The 23,575-nt window shown below is 61.5% G+C and carries 17 protein-coding genes and 1 tRNA gene; 10 read left to right on the forward strand and 8 right to left on the reverse strand.

What is annotated here, in order from left to right; translation table 11 throughout:
* Nucleotides 1–94: 94 nt before the first annotated feature.
* The 3 genes from plsX to R3F07_14320 form a co-directional block, all read right to left on the reverse strand.
* Nucleotides 95–1,150 (reverse strand): phosphate acyltransferase PlsX, encoded by a 1,056-nt coding sequence (plsX, locus tag R3F07_14310; GenBank protein MEZ5277550.1) that lies wholly within the window; start codon nt 1,148–1,150, stop codon nt 95–97.
* A 50-nt stretch (nt 1,151–1,200) separates the two neighbouring features.
* Nucleotides 1,201–1,380, reverse strand: coding sequence for a 50S ribosomal protein L32 (gene rpmF, locus R3F07_14315; GenBank protein ID MEZ5277551.1), 180 nt, complete (start codon nt 1,378–1,380; stop codon nt 1,201–1,203).
* 98 nt (nt 1,381–1,478) lie between these two features.
* On the reverse strand, nt 1,479–2,582 hold the full coding sequence (locus tag R3F07_14320) for an undecaprenyl-diphosphate phosphatase (GenBank protein MEZ5277552.1): 1,104 nt from the start codon (nt 2,580–2,582) through the stop codon (nt 1,479–1,481).
* 149 nt (nt 2,583–2,731) lie between these two features.
* Here R3F07_14320 and trpD point away from each other — a divergent pair, with 149 nt between their 5' ends.
* From trpD to R3F07_14345, 5 genes are all read left to right on the forward strand, one after another.
* Nucleotides 2,732–3,781, forward strand: coding sequence for an anthranilate phosphoribosyltransferase (trpD, locus tag R3F07_14325; GenBank protein MEZ5277553.1), 1,050 nt, complete (start codon nt 2,732–2,734; stop codon nt 3,779–3,781).
* Nucleotides 3,778–5,133 (forward strand): phosphoglucosamine mutase, encoded by a 1,356-nt coding sequence (gene glmM, locus R3F07_14330; GenBank protein MEZ5277554.1) that lies wholly within the window; start codon nt 3,778–3,780, stop codon nt 5,131–5,133. Before trpD ends, glmM begins: the two co-directional genes overlap by 4 nt.
* A gap of 36 nt (nt 5,134–5,169) precedes the next feature.
* A complete protein-coding gene (locus R3F07_14335; GenBank protein ID MEZ5277555.1) occupies nt 5,170–6,510 on the forward strand; it encodes a tetratricopeptide repeat protein in 1,341 nt (446 codons plus the stop codon).
* 38 nt (nt 6,511–6,548) lie between these two features.
* Complete coding sequence (locus R3F07_14340) at nt 6,549–7,685, forward strand: MFS transporter (GenBank protein ID MEZ5277556.1); 1,137 nt, start codon at nt 6,549–6,551, stop codon at nt 7,683–7,685.
* A gap of 149 nt (nt 7,686–7,834) precedes the next feature.
* Nucleotides 7,835–8,902, forward strand: coding sequence for a CNNM domain-containing protein (locus R3F07_14345; protein ID MEZ5277557.1), 1,068 nt, complete (start codon nt 7,835–7,837; stop codon nt 8,900–8,902).
* A gap of 366 nt (nt 8,903–9,268) precedes the next feature.
* On the opposite strand, the gene R3F07_14350 is transcribed toward R3F07_14345, so the two are convergent.
* The 5 genes from R3F07_14350 to R3F07_14370 all read right to left on the reverse strand — a co-directional run bounded on the left by R3F07_14350 (nt 9,269) and on the right by R3F07_14370 (nt 15,836).
* Nucleotides 9,269–10,963 (reverse strand): iron ABC transporter permease, encoded by a 1,695-nt coding sequence (locus tag R3F07_14350; protein ID MEZ5277558.1) that lies wholly within the window; start codon nt 10,961–10,963, stop codon nt 9,269–9,271.
* Nucleotides 10,964–11,015: 52 nt separating this feature from the next.
* Nucleotides 11,016–14,009 carry an ATP-binding protein gene (locus R3F07_14355; GenBank protein MEZ5277559.1) on the reverse strand — a complete coding sequence of 998 codons (2,994 nt, stop codon included), beginning with the start codon at nt 14,007–14,009 and terminating at the stop codon, nt 11,016–11,018.
* Between the two features lie 311 nt (nt 14,010–14,320).
* Nucleotides 14,321–14,396, reverse strand: a tRNA-Thr gene (locus R3F07_14360).
* A 94-nt stretch (nt 14,397–14,490) separates the two neighbouring features.
* Entirely contained in the window at nt 14,491–15,015 is a 525-nt protein-coding gene (locus tag R3F07_14365) for a type VI secretion system tube protein Hcp (GenBank protein ID MEZ5277560.1), read from the reverse strand.
* A 143-nt stretch (nt 15,016–15,158) separates the two neighbouring features.
* Nucleotides 15,159–15,836, reverse strand: coding sequence for an LON peptidase substrate-binding domain-containing protein (locus R3F07_14370; protein ID MEZ5277561.1), 678 nt, complete (start codon nt 15,834–15,836; stop codon nt 15,159–15,161).
* Nucleotides 15,837–16,248: 412 nt separating this feature from the next.
* On the opposite strand from R3F07_14370, the gene dnaK reads away from it, so the two are divergent.
* The 5 genes from dnaK (at nt 16,249) to R3F07_14395 (ending at nt 23,405) form a co-directional block, all read left to right on the forward strand.
* On the forward strand, nt 16,249–18,195 hold the full coding sequence (gene dnaK / locus R3F07_14375) for a molecular chaperone DnaK (GenBank protein MEZ5277562.1): 1,947 nt from the start codon (nt 16,249–16,251) through the stop codon (nt 18,193–18,195).
* Between the two features lie 53 nt (nt 18,196–18,248).
* Entirely contained in the window at nt 18,249–18,545 is a 297-nt protein-coding gene (locus tag R3F07_14380; protein ID MEZ5277563.1) for a co-chaperone GroES, read from the forward strand.
* A 41-nt stretch (nt 18,546–18,586) separates the two neighbouring features.
* Nucleotides 18,587–20,230, forward strand: coding sequence for a chaperonin GroEL (groL, locus tag R3F07_14385; GenBank protein ID MEZ5277564.1), 1,644 nt, complete (start codon nt 18,587–18,589; stop codon nt 20,228–20,230).
* Between the two features lie 210 nt (nt 20,231–20,440).
* A complete protein-coding gene (locus tag R3F07_14390) occupies nt 20,441–21,175 on the forward strand; it encodes an MBL fold metallo-hydrolase (protein MEZ5277565.1) in 735 nt (244 codons plus the stop codon).
* Between the two features lie 13 nt (nt 21,176–21,188).
* Nucleotides 21,189–23,405, forward strand: coding sequence for a cation:proton antiporter (locus tag R3F07_14395; protein ID MEZ5277566.1), 2,217 nt, complete (start codon nt 21,189–21,191; stop codon nt 23,403–23,405).
* The last annotated feature ends 170 nt before the right edge of the window (nt 23,406–23,575 follow it).

The following is a 23,575-nucleotide window of genomic DNA, read 5'->3' on the forward strand; positions in this document are numbered from 1 at the left end:
GCGAAATGCATGGTGTTCGTTCTCGGGCCGATCGCTCGATTGGTCCGACTACGGGAAAGAAATGGATCAGACTGTCCGGAAGGGAAAGAGGGAATCACGCGACCGGCTGGGCAATCAAGCTGTTTGCGGTCGCGATATCCTCGATGACGTGCTGGTTGAAGTCGGCCGCGATCAACTCATGGGCCACCCGGATGGCATTCATCACCGCAACGCGGTTGCTTGAACCGTGTGCCTTCAGGACATTCCCTTTGAGACCAAGAAGCGGCGCTCCTCCGTAATTGTCAGGACTCAACTGCTCCTTCATCGCGAGAAAGGCGCCCTTCGAAAGGAAGGCACCCAGTTTGCGGATTGGGTAGCGCATCAGTTCCTCCTTCAGATAGCCGGACAGCAGTTTGAAAAGGGATTCGCTCGTTTTGAGCAGAACATTGCCGGTAAATCCATCGGTCACGATGACGTCGACCGAGTTGTCGAAGACGTGAAATCCCTCGATCGGTCCGCAATAGTCGATGAGATTGCCCAGCCGCTTCAGGAGTTCGTGGGTCTCGGTCACCAATTCATTGCCCTTGCCTTCCTCGGTACCGATCGAGAGGAGTCCGACCCGTGGTTTCTCCAACCCGAGCGCGACCCGGGCATAATGACTGCCCAGAACGGCATTGTGAACGAGGTGTTCGGGCCTGGCCGACGGATTGGCGCCGGCATCGATCAGGACGAAGTGACTGATCTTGCTGGGGATGATCATGCCCAGCGCCGGACGTTCCACCCCTTCGAGCGTTCTCAGGCGGAGGGTTCCGGCGGCCATCAGGCTTCCGGTATTGCCGCAGCTGACGACCACCTTGGCCTCCCCTGATTTGACCAGTTCGACCGCCCGGAGCATGCTTGAGTCGCGCTTCTGCTTGATCGCAGCGAGCGGCTTGTCCTTCATTTCGATGACCTCCGAGGCATGGAGGACGGACACGCTGGGATGACCGGCCAGGCCTTCCGCCGCAAGGAGGGGGTCCAACTGGGCCTGGTCGCCGACCATGATGATCGGGTCGATCCGCCGGAGGGTGCGTAGAGCCAGCGCCACCGCCGCCACCATCTCGGAAGGTCCGAGATCCGACCCCATCGCATCAAGTGCGATGCGCGATGAACCCGCTGCGATTGTGGACATCGATGGGGCGGAGGGATCGTGTCGCTGGGACCGCCGGGGGGAGTTCGTAATCAGGCTTCGATATCGAGGACCTGGCGACCCCGGTACATTCCGTTGTTCGGATTGACGCGGTGCGGGCGAAAAGCGGTTCCGTCGACCGGGTCGCGGGCGAGTTCAGGAGCGGTGAATCGATTGGCGGCACGCCGATTGGCGCTGCGCCGCTTGGATTGTTTGCGTTTTGGATTGGCCATGGTGGAGAGTGCTTGTGATTGGAGGGAAGGAGCGAACGGTGCGAGGGGAGGCCCCTCTTGATTGGAATCGGGTTAGTTAAGGTTGGGGTTCGGGGGCGTCAAGAGTTATGTCCGGGGTCGGCTTGAACGAGGCTGGATGTCTCGGACGGGCCGGCGGCTCCGGACGATGAGTCAGCTCCGTTCAGGGCGAGAAAGACTCCGATGAGGAGGGCCAGGACGAGCCGGTAGATCCCGAAAATGAAGAGTCCGTGCCGATTCAGGTAGGAAACCAGCCACCGGACGGCAAGGGCGGCGGAAATCGCGGCAACCAGGCACCCCCAGAGCACGCTGGGCAATCCGAAGAGCGATATCATCGCCGGGCCGGTGTCCAGGCTCTTGTAGAGGGCGGCTCCCCCCAGAATGGGCAGACCCAGCAAAAAACTGAACTCGGCGGCCCGGGCGGGGCGAAGTCCCGCGAAACAGCTCCCCACAATGGTCATCATCGACCGGCTGGTGCCCGGCCAGAGGGCAAAACACTGCAGGATGCCGACGAAAAGGGCTCGAAACGGCGACAAGGCCGCCAGGTCAGTCATCGAATCGGACTCCCGACCGGGTTCGAGCAAGCCGCGTCGGCGCATCCAGCGATCAGCGGCCATCATCAGGATCGCGCCGGCGACCAGTGCGGCCATGACCGCCGGGACGGAAAAGAGGTGCGTCTCAATCCAATCATCCAGCAGAAGTCCGAGAAGGGCGGCTGGAAAGGTAGCGATGATGATGTTGCGCAGCAGCTTGAGGCCCCGGGGGTCGCGGCCGAGCAGGCCGACCAGGATGCCGAGCAGGGTACGCCAATAGAGGATGACCACGGCGGCGATGGCGCCGGCCTGGATCACCACCACGTAGGCATTGGCCGCGATGGAGGGAGTCAGGGGAATCCCCGGTTCATCTGCAGTCGGCGGTTTCAGCCAGATGGTCACCCCCGAGGCGTTCGTCTGGATGGTCTCGTCGTCAAGACCGAGGAGACGACTGGTCAGGATAAGGTGGCCGGTCGACGAGATGGGCAGGAACTCCGTGATCCCTTCGACCAGGCCCAGAATGGTCGCGTCGGTGAAACTCAGTGATGACGGGGAATCCATCGGTTCCTCGACCGCCGGTGCCTCGGCCCGCAGAGGGGCAAAGGCGAGCAGAGAGAAGAGGCAGAAGACGGCCGGGAGACGAATGTGCACGGTTTCTGGTTAGCAGAGACCCGGCCGGTGTCGAGCTGGATGGCGGTCCCGGCGGGATGGTCGACGAGAGTCGCCTTGCCAGATCCAGGTTTTCCCTGCAGAGAGACATGCTCCATTTTTTGCCGCTTAACTGACCCGATCTGCCGACCATGAGTCTTCTCGACACCCTGACCCCGTCCCTTCAGGAGGGTCACTCGCTTCCACAGGATTCGATCGACCGGGTCTGCCGCGAACTGGCCTCGGCGGAAATCGACGCCGCCACGAAGGCGGCATTTCTCATCGCGCTCGCGGAGAAAGGCGAGACCGTCGCGGAAATCGCGGGGTTCGCGTCCGCCTTTCGCTCCATGGCCCGCCCGTCTCCCCTCGATTCCTGGAGTGAGCGGGCAATCGACGTCTGCGGAACGGGTGGGGATCGGTCCGGCACCTTCAACATTTCGACGGTGGTGGCCTTTGTCCTGGCTGCGGCGGGGGTTCCCGTGCTCAAACACGGCAATCGCTCGATCACCTCAAAGTGCGGGAGTGCCGACCTGCTCGAGGCACTCGGGGTCCGGATCGACGCGGACGACGATCTTCTCCGGGCGGCAATGGACGAGCTCGGGTTCGTCTTTCTCTTCGCACCGGCCTTCCATCCGGCTTTCAAGGAGATCGGCCCGGTAAGGAAGGCTCTGGCCGGCCAGGGGCGTCGCTCTGTTTTCAATATCCTGGGTCCCCTGATCAATCCGGCCCGCCCCGCCCACCAACTTCTGGGTGTCTTCAGCGAAGGCATGGTTCCGGTCCTGGCGGGCGCGCTCCACCAACTCGGCCTGAAGTCCGGGCTGGTGGTTCACGGTCGCCTGGATGATGGACGCGGTGTCGATGAACTGACCGTGGCAACCGATAACCGGGTTGCGGGGTTTGGCCGGCTTCAGGCGTTCACCGTTTTTCCGGAACCGGGCGAGGTGGGGGTGCGGGCCTCCGGGGTTGAGGCTTTGGCGGGTGGCGACCTGTCGGCAAATCTGGCCCTGCTCGACCGCGTCCTCGAGGGCACGGCCCCCCCCGGTCTGATCGACTCCATTCTGCTGAATGCGGCCACCGGCCTTTTTATTGTCAAACGGGTCGATTCGATTGAGGCGGGAGTGGCGATCGCCCGCGATGAGCTCCTCGGCGGGGGAGTGAGGCGCCTGCTCGATCGAACCCAATCCTTTTACGCGAACCGATGAAGCGGCGCTTTTTCGGGACCGACGGTGTGCGGGGGCCGGTCGGCGGACCGCTCATCAATCCCGATTTCGCGAGACGGCTGGGTGGCGCGGCCGCCCGTTTTTTTGGTCAATCCTACGACGGACCACGCCCTGGCCTGGTTGTCATTGGCCGGGACACCCGGGCCTCCGGGGTCGGGCTTGAGGCGGCCGTTGCTGCCGGGGTCCGGGCCGAGGGGTTCACGGTCGTGACGGTCGGTGTGGCGCCCACTCCGGTTGTTTCCTTTGCGGTGCGCCGCTTTTCCGCCGCGTTCGGCGTGGTCATCACCGCCTCCCACAACCCGGCGACCGACAACGGAATCAAGTTCTTCGGTCCGTCCGGGGCCAAGCTGCGCGACGAGGAGGAGCTGACGATCGAGAGTCTGCTCGATTCCGATGGACCTCCTTCGACGGCGGGCGATTCGCCGTCTCCGGAACGGTTGGAGGCGGTCGATTTGTACGCGGATCATCTGGTCGGGCTTTTGCCTCCGCAGATCCTCAAGGGGTGGCGGATCGCGGTGGACTGCGCGCACGGAGCTTCGGTTTCCACCACCCCGGACGTGCTTCGACGTCTCGGGGCGGAGGTTGCCGCCATCGGCGTCGAGCCCGACGGATCCAACATCAATGACGGGGTGGGCAGTCAGCACCCGGAGGGGCTGGCCGCGCTGGTCATCCGCGAAAGAGCGAATCTCGGAGTGGCCCACGACGGAGACGCCGATCGTCTCGTCCTGGTGGACGAAACCGGCTCGGTTCTCGATGGCGATGAATTGATGGCGATCGTGGCCCGGCAGGCCCTGGCCAAAGGAAACCTTCGGCACGGGACCCTGGTGGCCACAGTCCAGAGCAATCTCGGGCTGAAGGTGGCCCTCGAAGGGTGGGGCGGGCATCTGGTCCAGACTTCAGTCGGCGATCGTTATGTCCTCGAATCCATGCTCGAGGGTGGTTTCTCGATCGGTGGTGAATCATCCGGGCACATGATCTTCCTCGACATATCTCCGTCAGGCGACGGATTGGCGGCCGCCCTCAAGGCGATTGAAGCGATGATTGAGACAGGTCAGCCCCTCAGCCGGCTGCGGACCTGCCTGAAGCGTTTTCCCCAATTGGTGCGGGCGCTGACGGTTGAGACCAAACCGCCCCTGGAGTCCCTGGACGGGCTGGCCCGGGCCATCGCCGACGGGGAGCGCATACTGGGTGGGTCGGGCCGCATCCTGCTTCGTTATTCCGGGACCGAACCCAAGATCCGGCTTCTGGTCGAGGGGCCTGATCCCGCCCGGGCGGACGCAGTCATGGCTTCGCTGGAGCGCGCGGTGCGCAATGAATTGACGGTCAGGGATTGACCGGAGGCGGCTGAGGAGGAAACTGCTTGGATTACGATGCCGGAAAAGCCACTCAGTCAACTCGACCCTGGGCTTCAGAAACAGGTCGAGTATGCCCGCAATGCCCTTGAGCGCGGCAACCCGGACTATGCGATCGGGCTTCTCGGCGACGTCCTGCGGCGGGAACCCGGATGTCTCGTCGTGCGGCGATTCCTGAGGGCGGCTCAGGTCAAGCGCCTTTCAACTTCGTCGTCGGTCAAGCGCGCGATTCGCCTGGCACTGCATTATCCCGGCCTCATCTGGGCTGGGTTTATCCGGAAGTGGCAATCGGCCAAAGCAATGGATCTCTCCGAGCAGGTCCTGGGTTGGAACCCCACCCATCCGAGGGCCCTTCATGTCCTGGCAGACGCGGCGATCCGCCTTGGCCTGAAGGAGACGGCAATCTTCGCGCTGGAGGCGGTGGTCGATGCCCGGCCGGACGATCATCGGTCAGCCGTCGTGCTTTCCCGGACCCTCCTCCAGCTCGAACGTCCGGGCGACGCACTCAAGATCGCCGAAGGATGGAGCCGTCGCCGGCCCCAGGATGAAGTCTTTCGTGATCTGCTGAAAGAGGCCCTCGTCACCCAATCCCTGCACAAGGGTGGATGGGATTCCGGCTCGGGTTCCTATCGGGACAAACTGCGGGACGAGGACCAGGCGATTGATCTGGAAAAGCGGAACCGTTCGGCGACTCCGGCTGAGACCCTCCAGCGCATCATCCGCGAATCAAGGGAAGCGATCGCCCGGGATCCCGAAGCGCTCAATCACCATGTCACATTGGTCAGGGCCTACCAGGACAGCGGAGACTTCGATCAGGCCATCGAGGCGCTGGAGCGGGCCCGTCAGCTTCGGGCCGGGTCCTCCGATCCGTCCCTCGCCCGCCGGTTGGTCGATCTCCAGGTGGCCCGGCTGAAGGCACGGCAGGCCGGCGAGGACGAAGTCTTCGCCCTGCGTGTCTCCGGGTTCAGGAAGTTGGTCGGGGAATTCCCGCGGGAGGCTTCGTTTCGTTTTGAGCTGGCCAACCTGCTCAAGTCCGCCGGTCAGTTTGATGAGGCGGCCCGCCATTTTCAGGAAATCCAGGGTGTCGGAGCTTACCGGGTACAGGCGACCGCCGGTCTGGCGGATTGTTTTTATGGGAAGGGTTTGACCGATCTGGCCCTGGCCCAATATGAGGCCGCCAGGGCGGCCCTCCCGGTCATGGACGACCTGAAGAAGCATGTCGTCTACCATCTGGGTCTGTGTCATGAGGCGGCCGGCCGGACCGACGAGGCAACGACCGCCTTCAAGCAGGTTTATGCGTCGGATATCGGCTACCGCGATGTCGCCACCCGGGTCGGCTCGGCCAGCGGCCCGGCCTGAGTCGGAACCGGCCCGACCGCCAAGCTCCGACCCATCGAATGCGCGAATCGGCGGCACGAGTCTACTGGACGGCCTTTATCGGGCTGTTCTTCGACTACTACGACCTCTACCTCTTCGTCTACCTTGATCGGGTGCTGGCGGACGCTTTTGCCATGTCGGTCGGGCAACGCGACCTGTCACAGTTCGTCGGCCTTGCCGGGGTGGGACTGGGGGCTCTTCTCTTCGGTTACCTGGCCGACCGCCTCGGCCGCCGCCGGCTCCTGATCGTCGTCCTGATCGTCTACCTTCTCGGGATTGCCGGACTCAGCCTGTCCTGGAATACCGGCAGCCTGATCTTCTTCCGGTTGCTGGCGTCGATGGCCCTGGGGGGAGAGTGGGGGATCAGCCACACCTACATGGCCGAGAATATCCACGGAAAACGCCGCTACCTGTTTTCGGCGCTCCTGCAGTTTTCCATTCTCGGGGGACTCCTGGCCTGGGCGATGAAATCGTACGCCCTACCTTCGGTCGGCTGGCGGGGACTCTTTGCGCTGTCCCTCATCCCGATCGTGGTGCTGTCGCTGATACGGTTCCGATCGCTGGTGCGACCGTCGGGTGAGCCAAGGAGTAGCGGATCGCTCTTTCGGGTCCTCTTCCGATCCCGTGGACCTTTTTTCGTCTGCCTGCTCCTGGCCGGGTTTTCCATCGCCAGCGGGACGGTGAATCTCTTCGTGGTCAAGGAACTCCCGCAGAGCACGCTCTTCACCATGCTCTTCTGGTTGAATGTGGCTCCGGGCATGCTTCTCGGCGCCGCCCTGGTCCGACGGGCCGGGGTGCGCCCGGCCATGATCCTCTATGCAGGATTGCTGGCCGGACTCTCCGTCTTTGCCCAATGGTCGAACTGGCCGCTCCGGCAGTATGCCTTCGCCCTGGCGCTACCCCTGTTCAACGGTATCCCCTTCGGCTTGATGGGAGCCTTTTTCAATGAGATGTTCAGCGACTACCGGACGGCTCTTTCCGGGGCGGCCTACAACCTGGGGCGCATCCTTGGCGGGTTCGCCCCGGTCCTGGTCACGTCGTTGTCCCTCCACGAGGAGGGTCGCTACTACGGTTTCTCCCTCGCCCTCGGCGCCGCCGTGCTGGTCGTTGCGCTCGCCATGCGCGTTCGCAATGAGATGGACGGTGTCGGGCCTTGACTCCTGACAGAGCCGGGGAGCGAAACTGCCGAGAGTCACGGCCTGACGTGTCTTGCTTTGACGTCCAATGCGTTCAGGCTGTGATCCAAAATCCAGGGTTCGATTCTTCTTCCCGAGAGGAGATGCGGACCCGCAATGGTGATTGTTCAATGGCTCTACTGATCTTCTACCTTCTTCTTGCATTGGGGGTCTCGTTTCTCTGCTCGGTCCTGGAAGCATGCCTTCTCTCGATACCGCCCTCCTTCGTAAGAACGTTGGATGGCAGGAGAGCGAAGACCGGTAGGCGGCTGGCCCGGCTCAAGGGCGATATCGATCGCCCCCTGGCGGCCATCTTGTCGCTCAATACCATTGCCCATACGGTGGGAGCTGCCGGGGTGGGGGCCCAGGCCGCAGCGATCTTCGGTCACGGATATTTCGGCATCATTTCCGCTGTTCTCACGTTGCTCATTCTTTTTGTTTCCGAGATCATTCCCAAGACTCTCGGAGCCGTTTACTGGAAGCGGCTGGCGGGCATCACAGCCGTGGGTTGCGAGCTTCTCATTGTCGGTCTGCTGCCTCTCGTCTGGATTTCGGAACAGTTGACCGATTTTTTCAAACCAAAGGGAAAGACCGAAGCGATCATGAACCGCGATGAACTGGTGACCTTGGCCCAGCTCAGCGTCAAGGAAGGTGTGATTGGTGAAAGTGAAAGCACCATGATCCGCAACCTGCTTCGATTTCCCAATATACGCGTGGAAGACATCACCACTCCGCGGACCGTCGCCGCCAAGGTGCCCGAATCGATGACCTGCGGCGACGTAATCAAGGATGGGTCCGTCATTCGGTTTTCGCGTATCCTCGTTCATGCGGAAGACTACGACGATATCACAGGCTATGTGCTCAAGCAGCGGATACTGGAGGAAGTGGCCTTTGATCGGCACTCGACTTTGATCTCGGATATCAAGTGTCCGATCAGGATTGTCTCCGCCCGGGCTTCCTTATCCACCCTCTTTCGGGACTTGCTGGACCACAATGAACAGATCGCTCTTGTGGTCGACGAGTACGGCACAGTATCGGGATTGGTGACCAATGAAGATCTTATCGAGACCCTCCTTGGCCTGGAGATCGTCGATGAGTCGGACCAAGTCGTGGATATGCGGGAATTTGCCCGACGGAAATGGAGGGAACGGGCAGAGCGCATGGGCATCCAACTGTTCGATGCCTCCCATGAAGAGTGACGGCGTCCCCGGCTCTGGAACGATCTGAAGCCGGAAATCGTCGGTGCCCTCAGCAGGAACTTCACTTCCGCTCCGTGCAGATCGGAGTCTGAAAACGGCAACCTGCTGCCCGGGCGTATTGCCTGCTGCTTGTATCACTTGCTGCAAAAGCGGACACCAATATCGCGGCGTATTCTGCGGCGTTTCTCTTGCGAGTGTCGTCGCTGTGAGCTTACCGCTCAACAGAATAGCCAGATTTGGCAATGAAATCGATCACGCTCCCTTGGCCGTCTGCCCGTACCGGCGCCAGGCCATACAGGTGACGGCACTGCGCGATGGATCTCAGTTCGTCGACCCTGCGGTTTGAAGCCGAAGAGGGGCGGGTCGCTAGATCCGGAAGATGGCGCCGAGCTTGCGGCCGAGTAGCAGGGACATGCCGCCGATGGTGACCGCGAGGAAGACCATGGCCCAGACGCCGAGGGCGGAGGCGAGGAAGCGTCCGTCGCCGAGGAGCTGGAAGAGTTCGAAAATGGCCTTGGTGATCGGGTAGTAGGCCTGTTTCTGGGCCAGTATCAATGAATCGGATACCTCGAGCATGGCGAAGGAAAAGGCGAGCAGTCCGCCCGCCATGATATTGGCCGTGATGAGGGGGAGGGTGATGCGAATGGTCGCTTTGAGCGGCGGGGCGCCGAGGTTCTGGGCCGCCTCCTCGAGGGTCTCGCTCGTCTGCTGGAAGCCGGCCACGCAGGAGCGGACCACGTAGGGCAGTCGGCGCACCGCATAGGCGATGATGAGCAGACCGGTCGGGTTTTCCGTCGGATCGAGGAAACTGAAGAAACGGCCCTCCTGGCTCATGGCGAGGTAGCCGAAGGCGAGGACCAGACCGGGGACGGCCAGGGGCATCATGGCCATGGCATCGAGGAGGTGGCGGCCGGGCAGGCGGGTGCGGACGACCACGTAGGCGATGGAAATGCCGAGGAAGATGTCGACGACGGTCGAGAGGCCGGCGAATTTCAGGCTGTTGGCGATGGCCGGAACGGTCAGGTCGTGTCCGAGGGCGAGGTCGAAATTCTGAAGGGTGAAGTGCTCGGGAATGATCGTGCCGTACCAGTCGGACGAGAAGGCCACCAGGATGACCCCGATATGGGGCAGGACGGCGAGAAAGGTGATCAGGCCGAAGAGACCGCTGCAGAAGAGGGCCCGGCCGAGACCTGGGTCGCGGGGACCTCCCGTGCTCGTCGCCTTGGCCATCATGGCATGCCCGGTTCGTCCGAAGAGACCCTTTCCGATCGCGTAGAGCAGGACGGAACTGATCATCATGACGGCGACGAGGGCGTAGGGAAAGGGACTCCCGCCGATATCCTTCAGCCCGTAGAAAATCTGGACCGGGGTGACCCGGGTGTAGTCAAAGATGAGGGGGACCCCCAATTCGGTGAACGACCAGATGAAGATGATGGTGCCGCCGGCGAAGACGCCCGGGCGGATCAGGGGGAGGGTTATCTTGAAGAACCGGCGGAAGCCGGTGCAGCCGAGGTTCTCGGCCGCTTCCTCCATGGCCGGATCGACATTGGCGAGGGCCGCCAGGACGTTCAGGTAGAGAATCGGGTAGAGATGCAGGGCATTGAGCAGGACGATGCCCCAGAAACGGTTGGCGCCGAGCCAGTCGAAGGTGGCACCCTCGGCCATCAACCCGAGTTGCTGCAGAAGGGCGTTGAGGGCGCCGTATTGCCCGAAGATCTGTCGGATGCCGATGGCCCCGACGAAAGGGGGCAGGATCATCGGGACCAGGATGAAGGCGGAGAGGAGCTGCTTGCCCGGGAAAAGGAACCGGTCGGAAACGAAGGCGAGCGGGACCGCGATGAGAAAGGTCAGCAGGGTCGAGAAGACGGCGAGGACAAAGGCATTGCGGAGACCTTCGAGATAGATCGGATCGGTGAAGATCTCGAAAACATAGGCAAGGGTGAGGTCCCCGTTGGCATTGGTGAAGCCGCCCTGGAGGATCTGGATGATCGGCCACCCAAAGAAGGCGGCAAAAAACAGCCCGGTCAGGGCGAAGACTCCGATCGCGAACGGCTTGGACACGGCCGCAGACTTGAATCCACCCGGGCCTCACCGGCAAGGATGAATTGTCGGGTCAGTCGAGCTTCTCGCTTTCGATGCCCGACTCGTCGGCCAGGGGAATCATCCAATCGTCCTCGAGGTTTTCGGGAGGCAGGGTGTCTGCTTCCGGCTGCTTGCGTCGTCTTTCCGCCCAACACCGTTCGAGGGCCGCCCGAAGTTCCGGAGCCCGCAGAGGTTTGGAGAGGTAGTCGTTCATCCCGGCCTGGATGCAGCGATCGCGATCGCCCTGCATGGCATCGGCGGTCAGGGCGATGATATAGGACGGTTGGGTGGGATCACCCGCCTCGGACCGATTCTTCTCCCGTTCCCGAATCCTTCGTGTCGCTTCGCACCCGTCCACCTCCGGCATCTGAATGTCCATCAGGATGACGTCATAGGGTCGGGCGCCGGCGGCCTCGGTGGCGACACGGCCGTCGGGCGCGATATCCGGCTGGTAGCCCATGCGGGAGAGAACCAGACGGATCAGCTGCTGGTTCACCCGATTGTCCTCGGCGATGAGGATACTCAGCGGGTGGTCGACGGCGAAATCGCGATCGGAGGCCGGCTTGATCTCAGGTGTCTTTTCCTGAGTGGTGCTGCCGGTTTCTGTGGGGACGGGATCAAGGGGAATCGAGAAGCTGAAGGTGGAACCGGTGCCGGCATCGCTGTGCACGCTGATTTCCCCGTGCATCAGTTCCACGAGGCGACGGCAGATGGCGAGGCCCAGTCCGGTGCCACCGTAGCGGCGGGTGGTGGACGAATCGGCCTGGCTGAACGGTTTGAAGAGCTTGGACAGCTTGTCTTCCGGTATTCCGATACCGGTATCAACGACCTTGAACCGTATCGGGACGGAACCGTCCTGGCAGGAATTCCCGGAGTCCCGGCTCACCTTGACGGTGACGGAGCCCTCCTTGGTGAACTTGACGGCATTGCCGACCAGGTTGACCAGGATCTGACGGAGCCGGTGGTAATCGGCAAAGACGAATTCGGGTAAGTCGGGACCGACCTCGGTTTTCAGCTTCAGCGAACGCGAGGCAGCGGTCTGTTTGTTCAGGTAGATCACGTCGTCGACACATTTCGCCAGGCTGACGGGGTTGGATTCCAGTTCGACCTGTCCTGCCTCGATCTTGGAGAAATCGAGGATATCGTTGATCAGGGTGAGCAGGGAGTCCCCGCACTGGTGAATCGTTCCGACATACTCCCGCTGGCTGCTGTCGAGGTTGGTTTCGAGAAGGAGATTGGTGAAGCCGATGACGCCGTTCATCGGGGTCCGGATCTCATGGCTCATGACGGCGAGGAATTCACTCTTGGCCCGGTCGGCCGCCTCGGCTGCATCCTTGGCTCGGATGATCTCATTGGTGGCCTGCTTGGCCCGGGAGATGTCGGAAAGCGTAAGGGTGACCCCGTCGTCGAGCTGGGTGGCGGTCAGGCGGATCCATTGTGGGTCGCCTTCGGCAGGTTTCTGGTACTCGACCGTGTAGGGTGTGCCGTTCTCGACCACCTTGATGAGGTGTGGAAGCAGGCTTTCCTTGACGGCGCTGCAGAGCAGGGAAGTGATCGGCGTGCCGGGTTCGAGCGGACAGCCGGACTGGACCATCGTCCGGGATGCCGGGTTGGCGAGGACCAGCTCGAAATCGGCAATTCTGCCGTCTTCTGAACGCAGGCTCCTGAAGGCAAGAATGCCATCAACCGACGCCGCGAGGACACCATCCAGAAGGTTGCGGCTCTCCGTGAGGCGATTCTCGGTCTCGAGCCGGACGAGAACGGTGCCGAGGGCATCGACGGTGTTGGAAAAGATGGCCCGCTCCTCGGGTGTCCAGGTGCGCTCCTCGTTGCACTGATCAAAGCCGATGAACCCCCAGCAGGTCTGGTTGACCATGATCGGCGTCAGCAGGACCGTGGCGATCTGCTGGGCACTGAGAATGCGCTGGGCCGCTTCAGGGAGGTCCCTGGTGTGCGCGGCGATGTCCCGGCCGGCGTCGAACTCGGTGATCCATCCGGCCATGCCGTTGGCTTCGAGATCAATGTCCACCGTCGTCGGGTTGTTGAGTTCGGTGGAGACTCCTTCGCGACACCATTCAAAGAGCTGGGTGGCGGCCGGTCGGCCGCTCACCGGGTGGGGGTGCCGGCGGAAGATATAGGCGCGGTCGACTTCGTAACTGGTGCCGATCATCCGGAGGACCTCAGGGATGGCGCTGTCGAATTCCTTGGCTTCGATCAGCTTGCGGTTGACCTCGGCCGCCTCGCGGATCAGGTCGATATTTTCCTTAAGTTCTGCAATCAGTTCATCGTTGCGGGTCTCCGCGAAAGTGCGGCGTTCATCAGCCTGCCGGGCGCGATGCCGGACGTAGCCGACGAGAAATCCGACAAGGGCGGCGATGAGGGCGGAGATGGCTCCCGACCCGATCGCGGCAATCTCAATCCCACGCATCCTGGCCTGGAAATCGGAGACCTCCAGATCGACTCCAACGACGCCAACGAGGTTGTTCGCCCGGTCACGGATCGGGGCAAAGCCGCTCAGAAAGGTTCCGTAGGAGTCGGAATAGAGCGTATCTGTGGTCTCAACCCGCCCTTGGGTGAGGGCCCTGATCATGAAGGGATCGGCGTCGTCGTAGGCTTCCATCAGCTCGGAGGCCTCCATCTCGCGGTCAAAACCGAGAGCCTGCTGATCCATGGCGGTATCGAGCACAAACCGGGGCGAACCGTTCTTCAGGATCACCGTATAGACATAGAAGAGTTCGGGGACGGTCCGGTGAAAGGCGACCAGGGGGGCGAGCGCCTCCTTGTATTCGGGGCTGTTCTGCTGCTCCGGGCGCCGCAGTTCCTTCATTTTGTCTCCGTCAATCGTCGACGCCGCAACCCGTGCCATCCGGGCGAGGTCGTTGCGAACCGCGGTCAGTTGGGCGTCGTGGGCGCGGAGAGTCAGCCACCCGATGGCCGCGGCAGCGGCAATGAAGACGAATGCGGATACCGCAAAGGCATCGCGTATTGGGTGAACCGTGGCTTTGGGTGATCGCGGTCTGGACATGGTTGAAATGGGTCGGGCGACCCGATTCGGATGAGGTCGCAGGCCGCCTTTCTGTTCAACGGATCGACGGCTTCCGGATTAAGGGAGCATTGGATAATTCCGTGGTGTTGCCGGGAGGAATTCTTCAGAATCACCAACCTGCCTGACCATAGTCCGTCGCCGCCCTTCTGGCGCCGCCCACGTGCTGACCCTCTTGACACCGCCAAACCCGGTTCTCTTTGCGACGTGAATCCCTGCAGTCGGGACGCAGTCGGGGTCGACTTCAGGAACCCGAACACATGGGGTCCGGACCTCTTTCGTCTTGAGAAGACTGGAGCCGGGAATCGGACTCGAACCGACGACCCATGCTTTACGAAAGCATTGCTCTACCAACTGAGCTATCCCGGCGACAGAAAGACGGTATTTGCGGCAAGGGACGGGCGGGTGGCAAGTGCAAATCCTGCCTGCCCGGGGACCGGAGTCCTTCAGGATGGTCGCTGGCTCAGCTGTTCGATCGGGAGGAGTTGTAGTCCTGGGCCGGTGCAGCCTTTGGAGCGGGGGCGCTCTTGGTGGCAGGAGCGGCGGCTGGCAATTGCGCGGACGGAATGTGTTGTCCCTCCTGGACGGCCGTGATTGAGGTGCAGGTCAGGGTGATTGTCTCGATCGTGCCCTCGCGGGTGACCGACGCGATCCGGGCGCCTTCGATCTGGTAAAGCTTCCCGTTGGACGAGATGGAAACTGAGGATCCGAACGACGCACCTGTTGCCAGCTTGGGTGTGGATTTGTCGATCTCGTGGGTGATCGTGATTGGTTTGTGCTGGCGCTTTCCCGTGGCCATGCCGGAGGAATGATCGCGGGTCGAATCTTCACTCAGACCGGAGACTGAAAGAACTTCGATCCAATCCTTGTGAGCGGAATCGGTGGACTCACCCTTGATATCCCCCAGTTTCAGGTAGCCGCCGCCGAAGGAGACGGACAGGAGGCTGGTCGCGAGAAGGGTGGCGAGGACGTATTTCGGTGATTTCATGCGTTCTGGGGGTTGGGTAGGCAAACAGGAGCCGGATGGGAGTCATTCGGCCAGTGACGCAGTTATCGTCAGTTCCGGGAGATTCTTGACCAGGCCATTCTCGGTCGACCCGGAGGTCGCGTTATCCCGAACCCTTCCTTCCGCTAATTGTCGGCGATCTGGTTCTCGTCGAGTCCGCCCTGGAGTTTGCGGCTGAGATGGAGAAGGGCGAGGTCCGCCCGCATCTGCTTGATGATGATGAGGAGTCGGTCCTTGGTGCTGGGATTTTCCAGCAGGGCCTGCTTCAGGCTGTCGTCGTCGCAGAGGGTGTAGGCGGCGAGATCCGAGATCGCATCAGGGTCGTCAATATGACCCAACATCTGGAGGATTTCATCCGGAACCCGGGCGCCGAGACGAATCTTGGATTTGACCAATTGGATCAACTCACGACGGAGCGAGGCCAGGGTCTCGGCTTTGGCTCCCGAGACGGTCCTCAACGGGCGAACTCGGATGACCCGGTAGGGCGATTCCTGGACGACCTCGTCGATCTGGATCCTGGCAAACCCCTGAAGGAGCAGGTTCGAGGTGCCGTCCTCGTTGGTCTGGCACATCCGGATGAGTCCGGCGGTGGCCACTCCGCAGGAGGGTTCGAACGCATCCGGGTGAAGGGCCGCCTTGCGGTCGAGTGCGGCCACCGCAAAGATGCGCTCGGCCGTGAGGATGGTTTCGAGCATGCGTCGGTATCGCTGCTCGTAGATGTGCAGGGGGAGCAGGGTGTGCGGGAAGAGGACCGTTCCCGGCAGGGTCATGACAGGGATCTCTTTGGGTAGACCGATTTTCATGCAGTATGAACCAGGAACATACCGCGCCGATCCGGCAGTGCAATGGCGGTCTGCACTTAGCCGGGACCAGGCAATTGATCCGACCGATCTGTGGCTGACGGTTGAGCTGATCGGAACTGCGGTATTCGCTCCAGATACCTTCGGGCATTTCTCGGCATTCCTGAGCCTGCTGTATGGCAGCATCCGGTCCATCCCTCAACGGCCAATCGCAGGGTCCCGGCTTCGGCAAGAAAGTGGCGGGACAGGGTGCCCCACTCGTTGCCGTGGATGACGCGCAGGTGAGACATCCCGTCCCATGCGGATGGCGGAGTCGTTTCCCACAGTTGCCGGATGACTAATTTAAACGATTGAAGGATAATTGGTTAGCATTGCAGCGAAATGGGTGGCACGCCGACTGCAATGAGAATGGTATATGAGCCGTGTTATTGGCATTGATTTAGGAACAACCAATTCGTGTATGTCGGTCATGGAGGGTGGTGAGCCCGTCGTGATTCCGAATGCTGAGGGTGCGCGGACCACACCTTCAGTCGTCGCATTTACCAAGTCAGGCGAGCGTCTGGTCGGCCAGGCCGCCAAGCGTCAGGCGATCACCAATCCCCAGAACACCGTATTTTCGGCCAAGCGACTGATCGGTCGCAAGTTTGGTGAAGTCCGGGAGGAAGCCGCTTCCCTGCCGTTCAAGGTGGTGGAGGCCAAGAATGGAGATGCCTGGGTCGAGGTGAAAGTCGGTGACAAGACCGAGCAGTTTTCCCCGCAGCAGATTTCGTCGTTCATTCTGGCGAAGCTGAAGTCCGATGCCGAGGCTTACCTGGGCGAAAAGATCACTCAGGCGGTCATCACTGTTCCGGCCTACTTCAACGATTCTCAGCGTCAGGCGACCAAGGATGCCGGGAAAATCGCCGGACTCGACGTCCTGCGCATCATCAATGAGCCGACCGCCGCGTCGCTCGCCTATGGTCTGGACAAGAAGGCCGAGGAGAAGATTGCGGTCTACGATCTCGGCGGCGGCACTTTCGACATCTCGATCCTCGAGATCGGTGACGGCGTTTTTGAGGTCAAGGCGACCAATGGCGACACCCACCTCGGCGGAGACAACTGGGACAACGCCATCATCACCTGGCTGGTGGATACCTTCAAGAGCGAGAACGGCATCGACCTGCGCAAGGATCCGATGGCCCTGCAGCGTCTGAAGGAGGAAGCCGAGAAGGCGAAGATCGCCCTTTCATCGGCCATGACGGTCGACATCAATCTTCCGTTCATCACCGCGGATGCGTCCGGTCCCAAGCACCTGAATCTTCAGCTGACCCGGTCCAAGCTTGAGCAGATCTGTGAATCGCTGTCCGAGCGGACCCTGCCTCCCTTCCGGAGCTGTCTCAAGGACGCCGGGCTCGAGCCTAGCCAGATCGATGAGCTCGTCCTGGTCGGAGGGATGACCCGTATGCCCAAGATCGTCGAGTTGGCCAAGCAACTGGCCGGCAAGGCGCCGCATCAGGGAGTCAATCCCGACGAGGTCGTGGCCATCGGAGCCGGTATCCAGGGCGCGGTTCTCAAGGGCGACGTGCGCGATGTGCTTCTCCTCGATGTGACCCCGTTGACTCTGGGCATCGAGACCGCCGGTGGGGTTTCCACTGCGATGATTCCCCGCAATACCACCATCCCGACCCGCAAGGCCCAGACCTTCTCGACTTTCAGCGACAACCAGCCCTCGGTCGAAATCAAGGTTCTCCAGGGCGAGCGCCCGATGGCCAACGACAACAAGATCCTGGGTACTTTTCACCTCGACGGCATTCCGCCGGCCCCGCGCGGGGTCCCGCAGATCGAAGTCACCTTCGACATCGACGCGAATGGTATCCTCAACGTGTCCGCCAAGGACATGGGTACGGGCAAGGACCAGAAGATCACCATCACCGGTTCGTCCGGCCTGAACAAGGAAGAGATCGACCGGATGACCAAGGAAGCCGAACTCCATGCCGACGAAGACAAGAAGCGCAAGGAATCGGTCGAGACCCACAATCAGCTCGACTCCACCATCTACCAGCTGGAGAAGCTTCTGAAGGAGTCCGGGGACAAGCTGCCCGCGGACAAAAAGGCGCCGATCGAGGCGGCCGTGGCCGAGGCCAAGAAGGACCTGGAGAGCAAGGACACCGAGAAGATGAAGGCGGCCATGGAGAAGCTGAGCAAGGTTGGCGCGGATCTCTATCAGGCCGCGGCTGCGGCCGGAGCCGGGAACGCCGATGCCCAAACCGGAGGCGCCGCCGGGGCCGGTCCGGAATCGGCCGGAGCCTCCGGACCCCGCAAGGTCGATCCCGATGTGGTCGACGCGGATTTTGAGGTCGTCGACGACGACAAGAAGTCCTGAAATTTCGAATACGAGCGTATTCAGTATCTAACCAAACCCACTGAACAACATAAATGAGTGCAAAAATAAAACCAATCGGGGACCGGGTCCTCGTGAAGTATATCGAAGATGAGGCCGAGCAGTCCCGCGGCGGAATCATCATCCCTGATTCGGCCAAGGAGAAGCCCCAACAGGCTGAAGTGATCGCCCTTGGGACCGGCAAGAAGGACGACAAAGGCAAGGTCCAGGCCTTTGAGGTCAAGGTCGGTGACAAGGTTCTGATCAGCAAGTACGGCGGAACCGAGGTGAAGCTGGACGAAGAGAAGTACATGCTTGTCCGCGAGGACGACATTCTCGGCGTCATCGCCTGACGTTTCCTTATCCATCCAATCCTCAATCATTCATTTCTATTATGGCAGCCAAACAACTTAAGTTCGACGAGAACGCCCGCCAGAGTCTTCTGCGCGGTATCGAGACTCTCTCGAGAGCGGTCAAGGTCACTCTCGGTCCCAGGGGCCGCAACGTGGTCATCGACAAGAAATTCGGGTCACCGACCGTCACCAAGGACGGCGTCACGGTGGCCAAGGAGATCGAATTGTCCGATCCCTACGAAAACATGGGCGCCCAGATGGTTCGCGAGGTGGCTTCCAAGACCTCGGACCTGGCGGGTGACGGCACCACCACGGCGACGGTCCTGGCCGAGTCCATCTATCGCGAGGGTCTTCGGCACGTGACCGCGGGATGCAATCCGGTCTACCTGAAGCGCGGCATCGACAAGGCCGTGGAGGCCGCGATCGGCCAGCTCAAGAAGATCTCCAAGAAGGTCGAGGACCGCGAGGAGATCCGTCAGGTCGCCACCGTCTCGGCCAACTGGGATGACGCCATTGGCCAGATCATCGCGGATGCGATGGACAAGGTCGGCAAGGATGGCACCATCACGGTAGAGGAAGCCAAGTCGATCGAGACCACCCTCGATGTGGTCGAGGGCATGCAGTTCGACAAGGGTTATCTCAGCCCGTATTTCGCCACCAATACCGACACGCTCGAGGCGATTCTCGAGGATGCCTATATCCTGATCCATGAGAAGAAGATCAGCAATCTGCAGGACCTGCTTCCTCTCCTCCAGTCGGTGGCCAAGTCTGGCAAGCCCTTCCTGATCATCGCCGAGGACATCGAGGGCGAGGCTCTCGCCGCTCTCGTCGTGAACAAGATCCGCGGCACCCTCAATGCCTGTGCCGTCAAGGCTCCGGGCTTCGGCGACCGCCGGAAGGCCATGCTCGAAGACATCGCCGTCCTGACCGGTGGCCGTTGCATCACCGAGGAACTCGGCATCAAGCTGGAGAACGTTCAGCTGAGTGATCTCGGCCGGGCCAAGCGCATCTCGATCGACAAGGAGAACACCACCATCGTCGAAGGCGGTGGATCGGGTGCGGACATCCAGGGCCGGGTCAAGCAGATCCGTCGCCAGATCGATGAGACCACCTCCGACTACGACCGGGAGAAGCTCCAGGAGCGTCTCGCCAAGCTCGCCGGCGGTGTGGCCGTCATCAATGTCGGTGCGGCCACCGAGCCGGACATGAAGGAGAAGAAGGCCCGCGTGGAGGATGCCCTGCATGCGACCCGCGCTGCGGTTGAGGAAGGTATCGTCCCCGGTGGCGGTGTCGCTCTGATCCGCTGCATCGATGCGATCGAGAAGCTCAAGCTGGAAGGCGACGAGAAGATCGGTGCGTCCATCGTCCGCAAGGCGGTCGAGTTCCCGCTCCGTCACCTCTGCACCAATGCCGGGGTCGAGGGTTCGGTCGTTGTCCAGAGGATCTTCGCCGAGAAGGGCAACATGGGCTACAACGTGGCTACCGATGTCTACGAGGACCTCGTCAAGGCCGGCGTCGTCGACCCGACCAAGGTCACCCGCACGGCGCTGCAGAACGCCTCGTCGATCGCCGGTCTGCTCCTGACCACCGAATGCATGATCACCGAGCTTCCCGAAAAGAAGGAACCGGCTCCGGCCGGCGGTGACATGGGTGGAATGGGCGGCATGGGCGGCATGGGCTACTGAGTCTGCCGACAGTCCGGAGAATACATTCCAATGCAAAGGGGCGTCCGAGGGGACGCCCCTTTTTTTTGCCACTGCGATCGGGGCGGTTCGCCTTCATCGGATTGTCACCTGCCGTGAAGAAAGTGCTTTCGACAGGGACGGTCGGACCTTCGACGCTTCCTGGCGATGGAACTCATCTTCATGGGAACGGGGACGTCGCAGGGCGTCCCGATGATTGCTTGCGATTGCGCGATCTGCCGGTCGTCGGATCCCCGGAACCGGCGGTCGCGGACGAGCGTGCACGTGGTCATGGGCGGTCTGCACATACAGGTGGACGCCGCTCCGGAGTTCCGGGAGCAGTGCCTTCGCAATTCGATTCCTGAGGTCGATGTCTTTGTCCTGACTCATGGACACGCCGATCATATTCTCGGGATGGATGATCTTCGCCGCTTCTGCGACCGTCGCAGCGGCGAAGGTATTCCCGTCTACGGCACATCAGAGGCTCTCGCCCGCGTGCGGTCGATCTATCCCTATGCCATCGGCGCCAGGCCGGCCTACCGCGGCTATCCGGCCTTTGTCCTCCACGAGATGCCTCCGGTTCTCGATCTGGGTGTCGGCACGATCACCAGCGTTCTCTTGCCACACGGCCGGGTGGAAGTTCTCGGCCTGATCTTCGAGGAGCGAGGTTCGGGTTCCTGTCTGGCCTATTACACGGACTGCAAGGAGGTCGGACCGGAAGCGCGGAGACTGGCCCGGGGGGCAGGGGTGGTTGTCCTCGACGGTCTGCGTCAGGAGCCCCATCCCACCCATATGTCCATCGACGAGGCCTCCGAGGTGGCGGACGCGATCGGGGCACCGCTGAATTTCCTCACCCACTTGACCCATACCGTGGATCATGAAACGGTCGAGGCGGGGCTCCCGGACACGGTGCGTCTGGCCTTTGACGGCCTCCGCCTGATGGTCTGAGCCCTCTTCTGCTTTGGAGATACCCATCCACAACGATGTCCTGTTGACCCTTTGTCTCGCCTTATCGGCCGGCATGGGACTGATACTCGTTTCGAGGCGACTTGGGCTGCCGACGATCGTCCTTCTTCTTTTCGGTGGTGTCATTCTCGGCCCCGAGGGTCTGGGGGTGGTCCAACCCGATTCCCTGGGGCCCTTTCTGCCGGTGGTGGTTTCTCTTTCGGTCGCTCTCATCCTCTTCGAGGGCGGCCTCACTCTGGACCTGCACGGCTATTTCCAGGGCTCCATTGTCATCCGGCGGTTGCTTACCGTCGGTGTGGTCATCACGTGGCTGGGAGGAGCCTTGGCGGTATGGGCCATCTTCGGAACGCCTCCGTCATTCTCACTGCTCGTGGCCAGTCTGATCGTCGTGACCGGTCCGACCGTGATTGTCCCGATCCTGAAGCGGATCAAGGTCGAAGCGCGATTGCACAGCATCCTCCACTGGGAGGGCGTCCTGATCGACGCGATCGGTGTGTTTCTCGCGATTCTTTGTTTTGAATGGGTCGTGGCCGGCGAGGAAGCGATGGCGATCCGCAATTTCGCCATCCGGATTGTCTCGGGACTCACCCTGGGTCTGCTCGGCGGCTATTTCATCTACATACTGATCCGGCGCCGGGTTGTGCCCGAAGGTTTGATCAACGGGTTTGCCCTTGCCTCGGCTGTTCTGCTTTTCGGTTTGACTGAAGCCATCATGTCCGAAGCGGGCCTGCTCTCCGTCACCGTCGCCGGTCTGGTCATCGGGTGGAAGCATCCGGTCGAACTGCGGGAGATCCGCCAATTCAAGGGGGAGGTCACCGAATTGCTCATCGGCCTCCTTTTCATCCTGCTTTCAGCGCGGCTGGAGTTGAATCAGTTCATCGATTTCGGCCTGCCGGGGCTTCTGCTCGTTCTCATCGTCATTTTCGTGATACGGCCGCTCAACGTCCTCGCCTCCACCTGGCGAAGCGGCCTTCGCTGGCAGGAGAAAGCCTTTCTTTCCTGGGTGGCGCCACGCGGGATCGTGGCCGCCTCGATGGCTTCGCTCTTCAGCATCGCCCTCGCCTCGGGTGGTCGGGAAGGCAGTGCCGCCATGCTGGAGACCGTGACCTACTCGGTGATTGTCGCCACGGTTGTCGTCCAGGGCTTTACCGCCGGCTGGGTCGCCCGCCTGCTTCGGGTTACACGGCCGCCGGCCGCCGACTGGCTGATCTGTGGAGCGCATGAGTTGGGCCGGGCCTTTGCCCGCTTCATTCACAAGGAGGCCGGCCTGAGTGCCTGGCTGATCGACAACAACCCCCGGACCGCCGCGGCCGCCCGGCGGGAGAATCTTGAAGTGATTCGGGAGGACGCCCTCGCCAGTGATATCGTCGACGAATTGGATGAGCTGCAGAGCGTGGGCTATATCCTCGCCCTGACCGACAATATTGAATTGAACGAGTTGATATGTCAGCGCTGGTCACATGTGGTGCCTCGGGACCACCTCTTCCGTTGGGCCCAGACCGTGCCGACCGACGCCCGGAAGGTGACCCGCCACGGGCGGGTCATCCTGAGCGGGATACCCCATCCATCCCTCGTCAGCGCCGAACTCTCTCGAGGGGATGCGATCCTGTCCTCCCTTGATGCCGACAAGACGCGGGCGGATCCACCGGGAACCAACCTCGCGGTTGTTCGCGGAGGGAAGATCCTCCCGGAATTCTGGATGGTCGACGACTACGCGTTGAAGCCCGATGACCGCTGCCTGCACCTGGTCCGCACCAGCGGTTTCCTCGACCGATCACTGGAAGCCGGGGATATTGTCGATCTGGAGCCGGACTCAATGGAAGACCTCTACGATCAACTGGTCGCCCACGTGGTCGCCCTCAATTCGGCGATCGATGCCGGAATCCTGCACGACAGTCTGGAGGAGCGGGAGCGGCTCTTTCCCACGACGATTGGCCACGGAGTTTCCGTGCCCCATGCCTACGTCGAGGAATTGAATGACCGCCTGTGCGTGGTGGCTCGGATCAGGGGGGGGATGTCGCGGCCCGGCACGGATGAGAGAATACACCTCGTCTTCCTGATTCTCAGTCCGCACGGGGATTCTGAAGGACATCTGGGAACCATGGCGGAGGTGGCGCGATTCAGTCATCTTGAGAGTAATCGACGAGCCGTCCTCGACGCCAACACGCCTGAGGAAGCCCTCCGGTTCATTCGCAACACCCTGAGGCACTGAGGTTTTCGAGATCAGGTCGGAAACCGGGCATCGTCTTGAGTCGTTCAGTTGGTGTGGCATGGCAGGAGAAACCGGAAATGTCAGATCCCCGTAAAGAACATTTCCTAATGGTGGGCATAAGCATAAAGGATTGCCGGACGGCTCGTTTTTCGCCTAACCTGAAGGTGTTT

The sequence above is a fragment of the Opitutaceae bacterium genome (assembly GCA_041395105.1).
Classification (GTDB): domain Bacteria; phylum Verrucomicrobiota; class Verrucomicrobiia; order Opitutales; family Opitutaceae; genus B12-G4.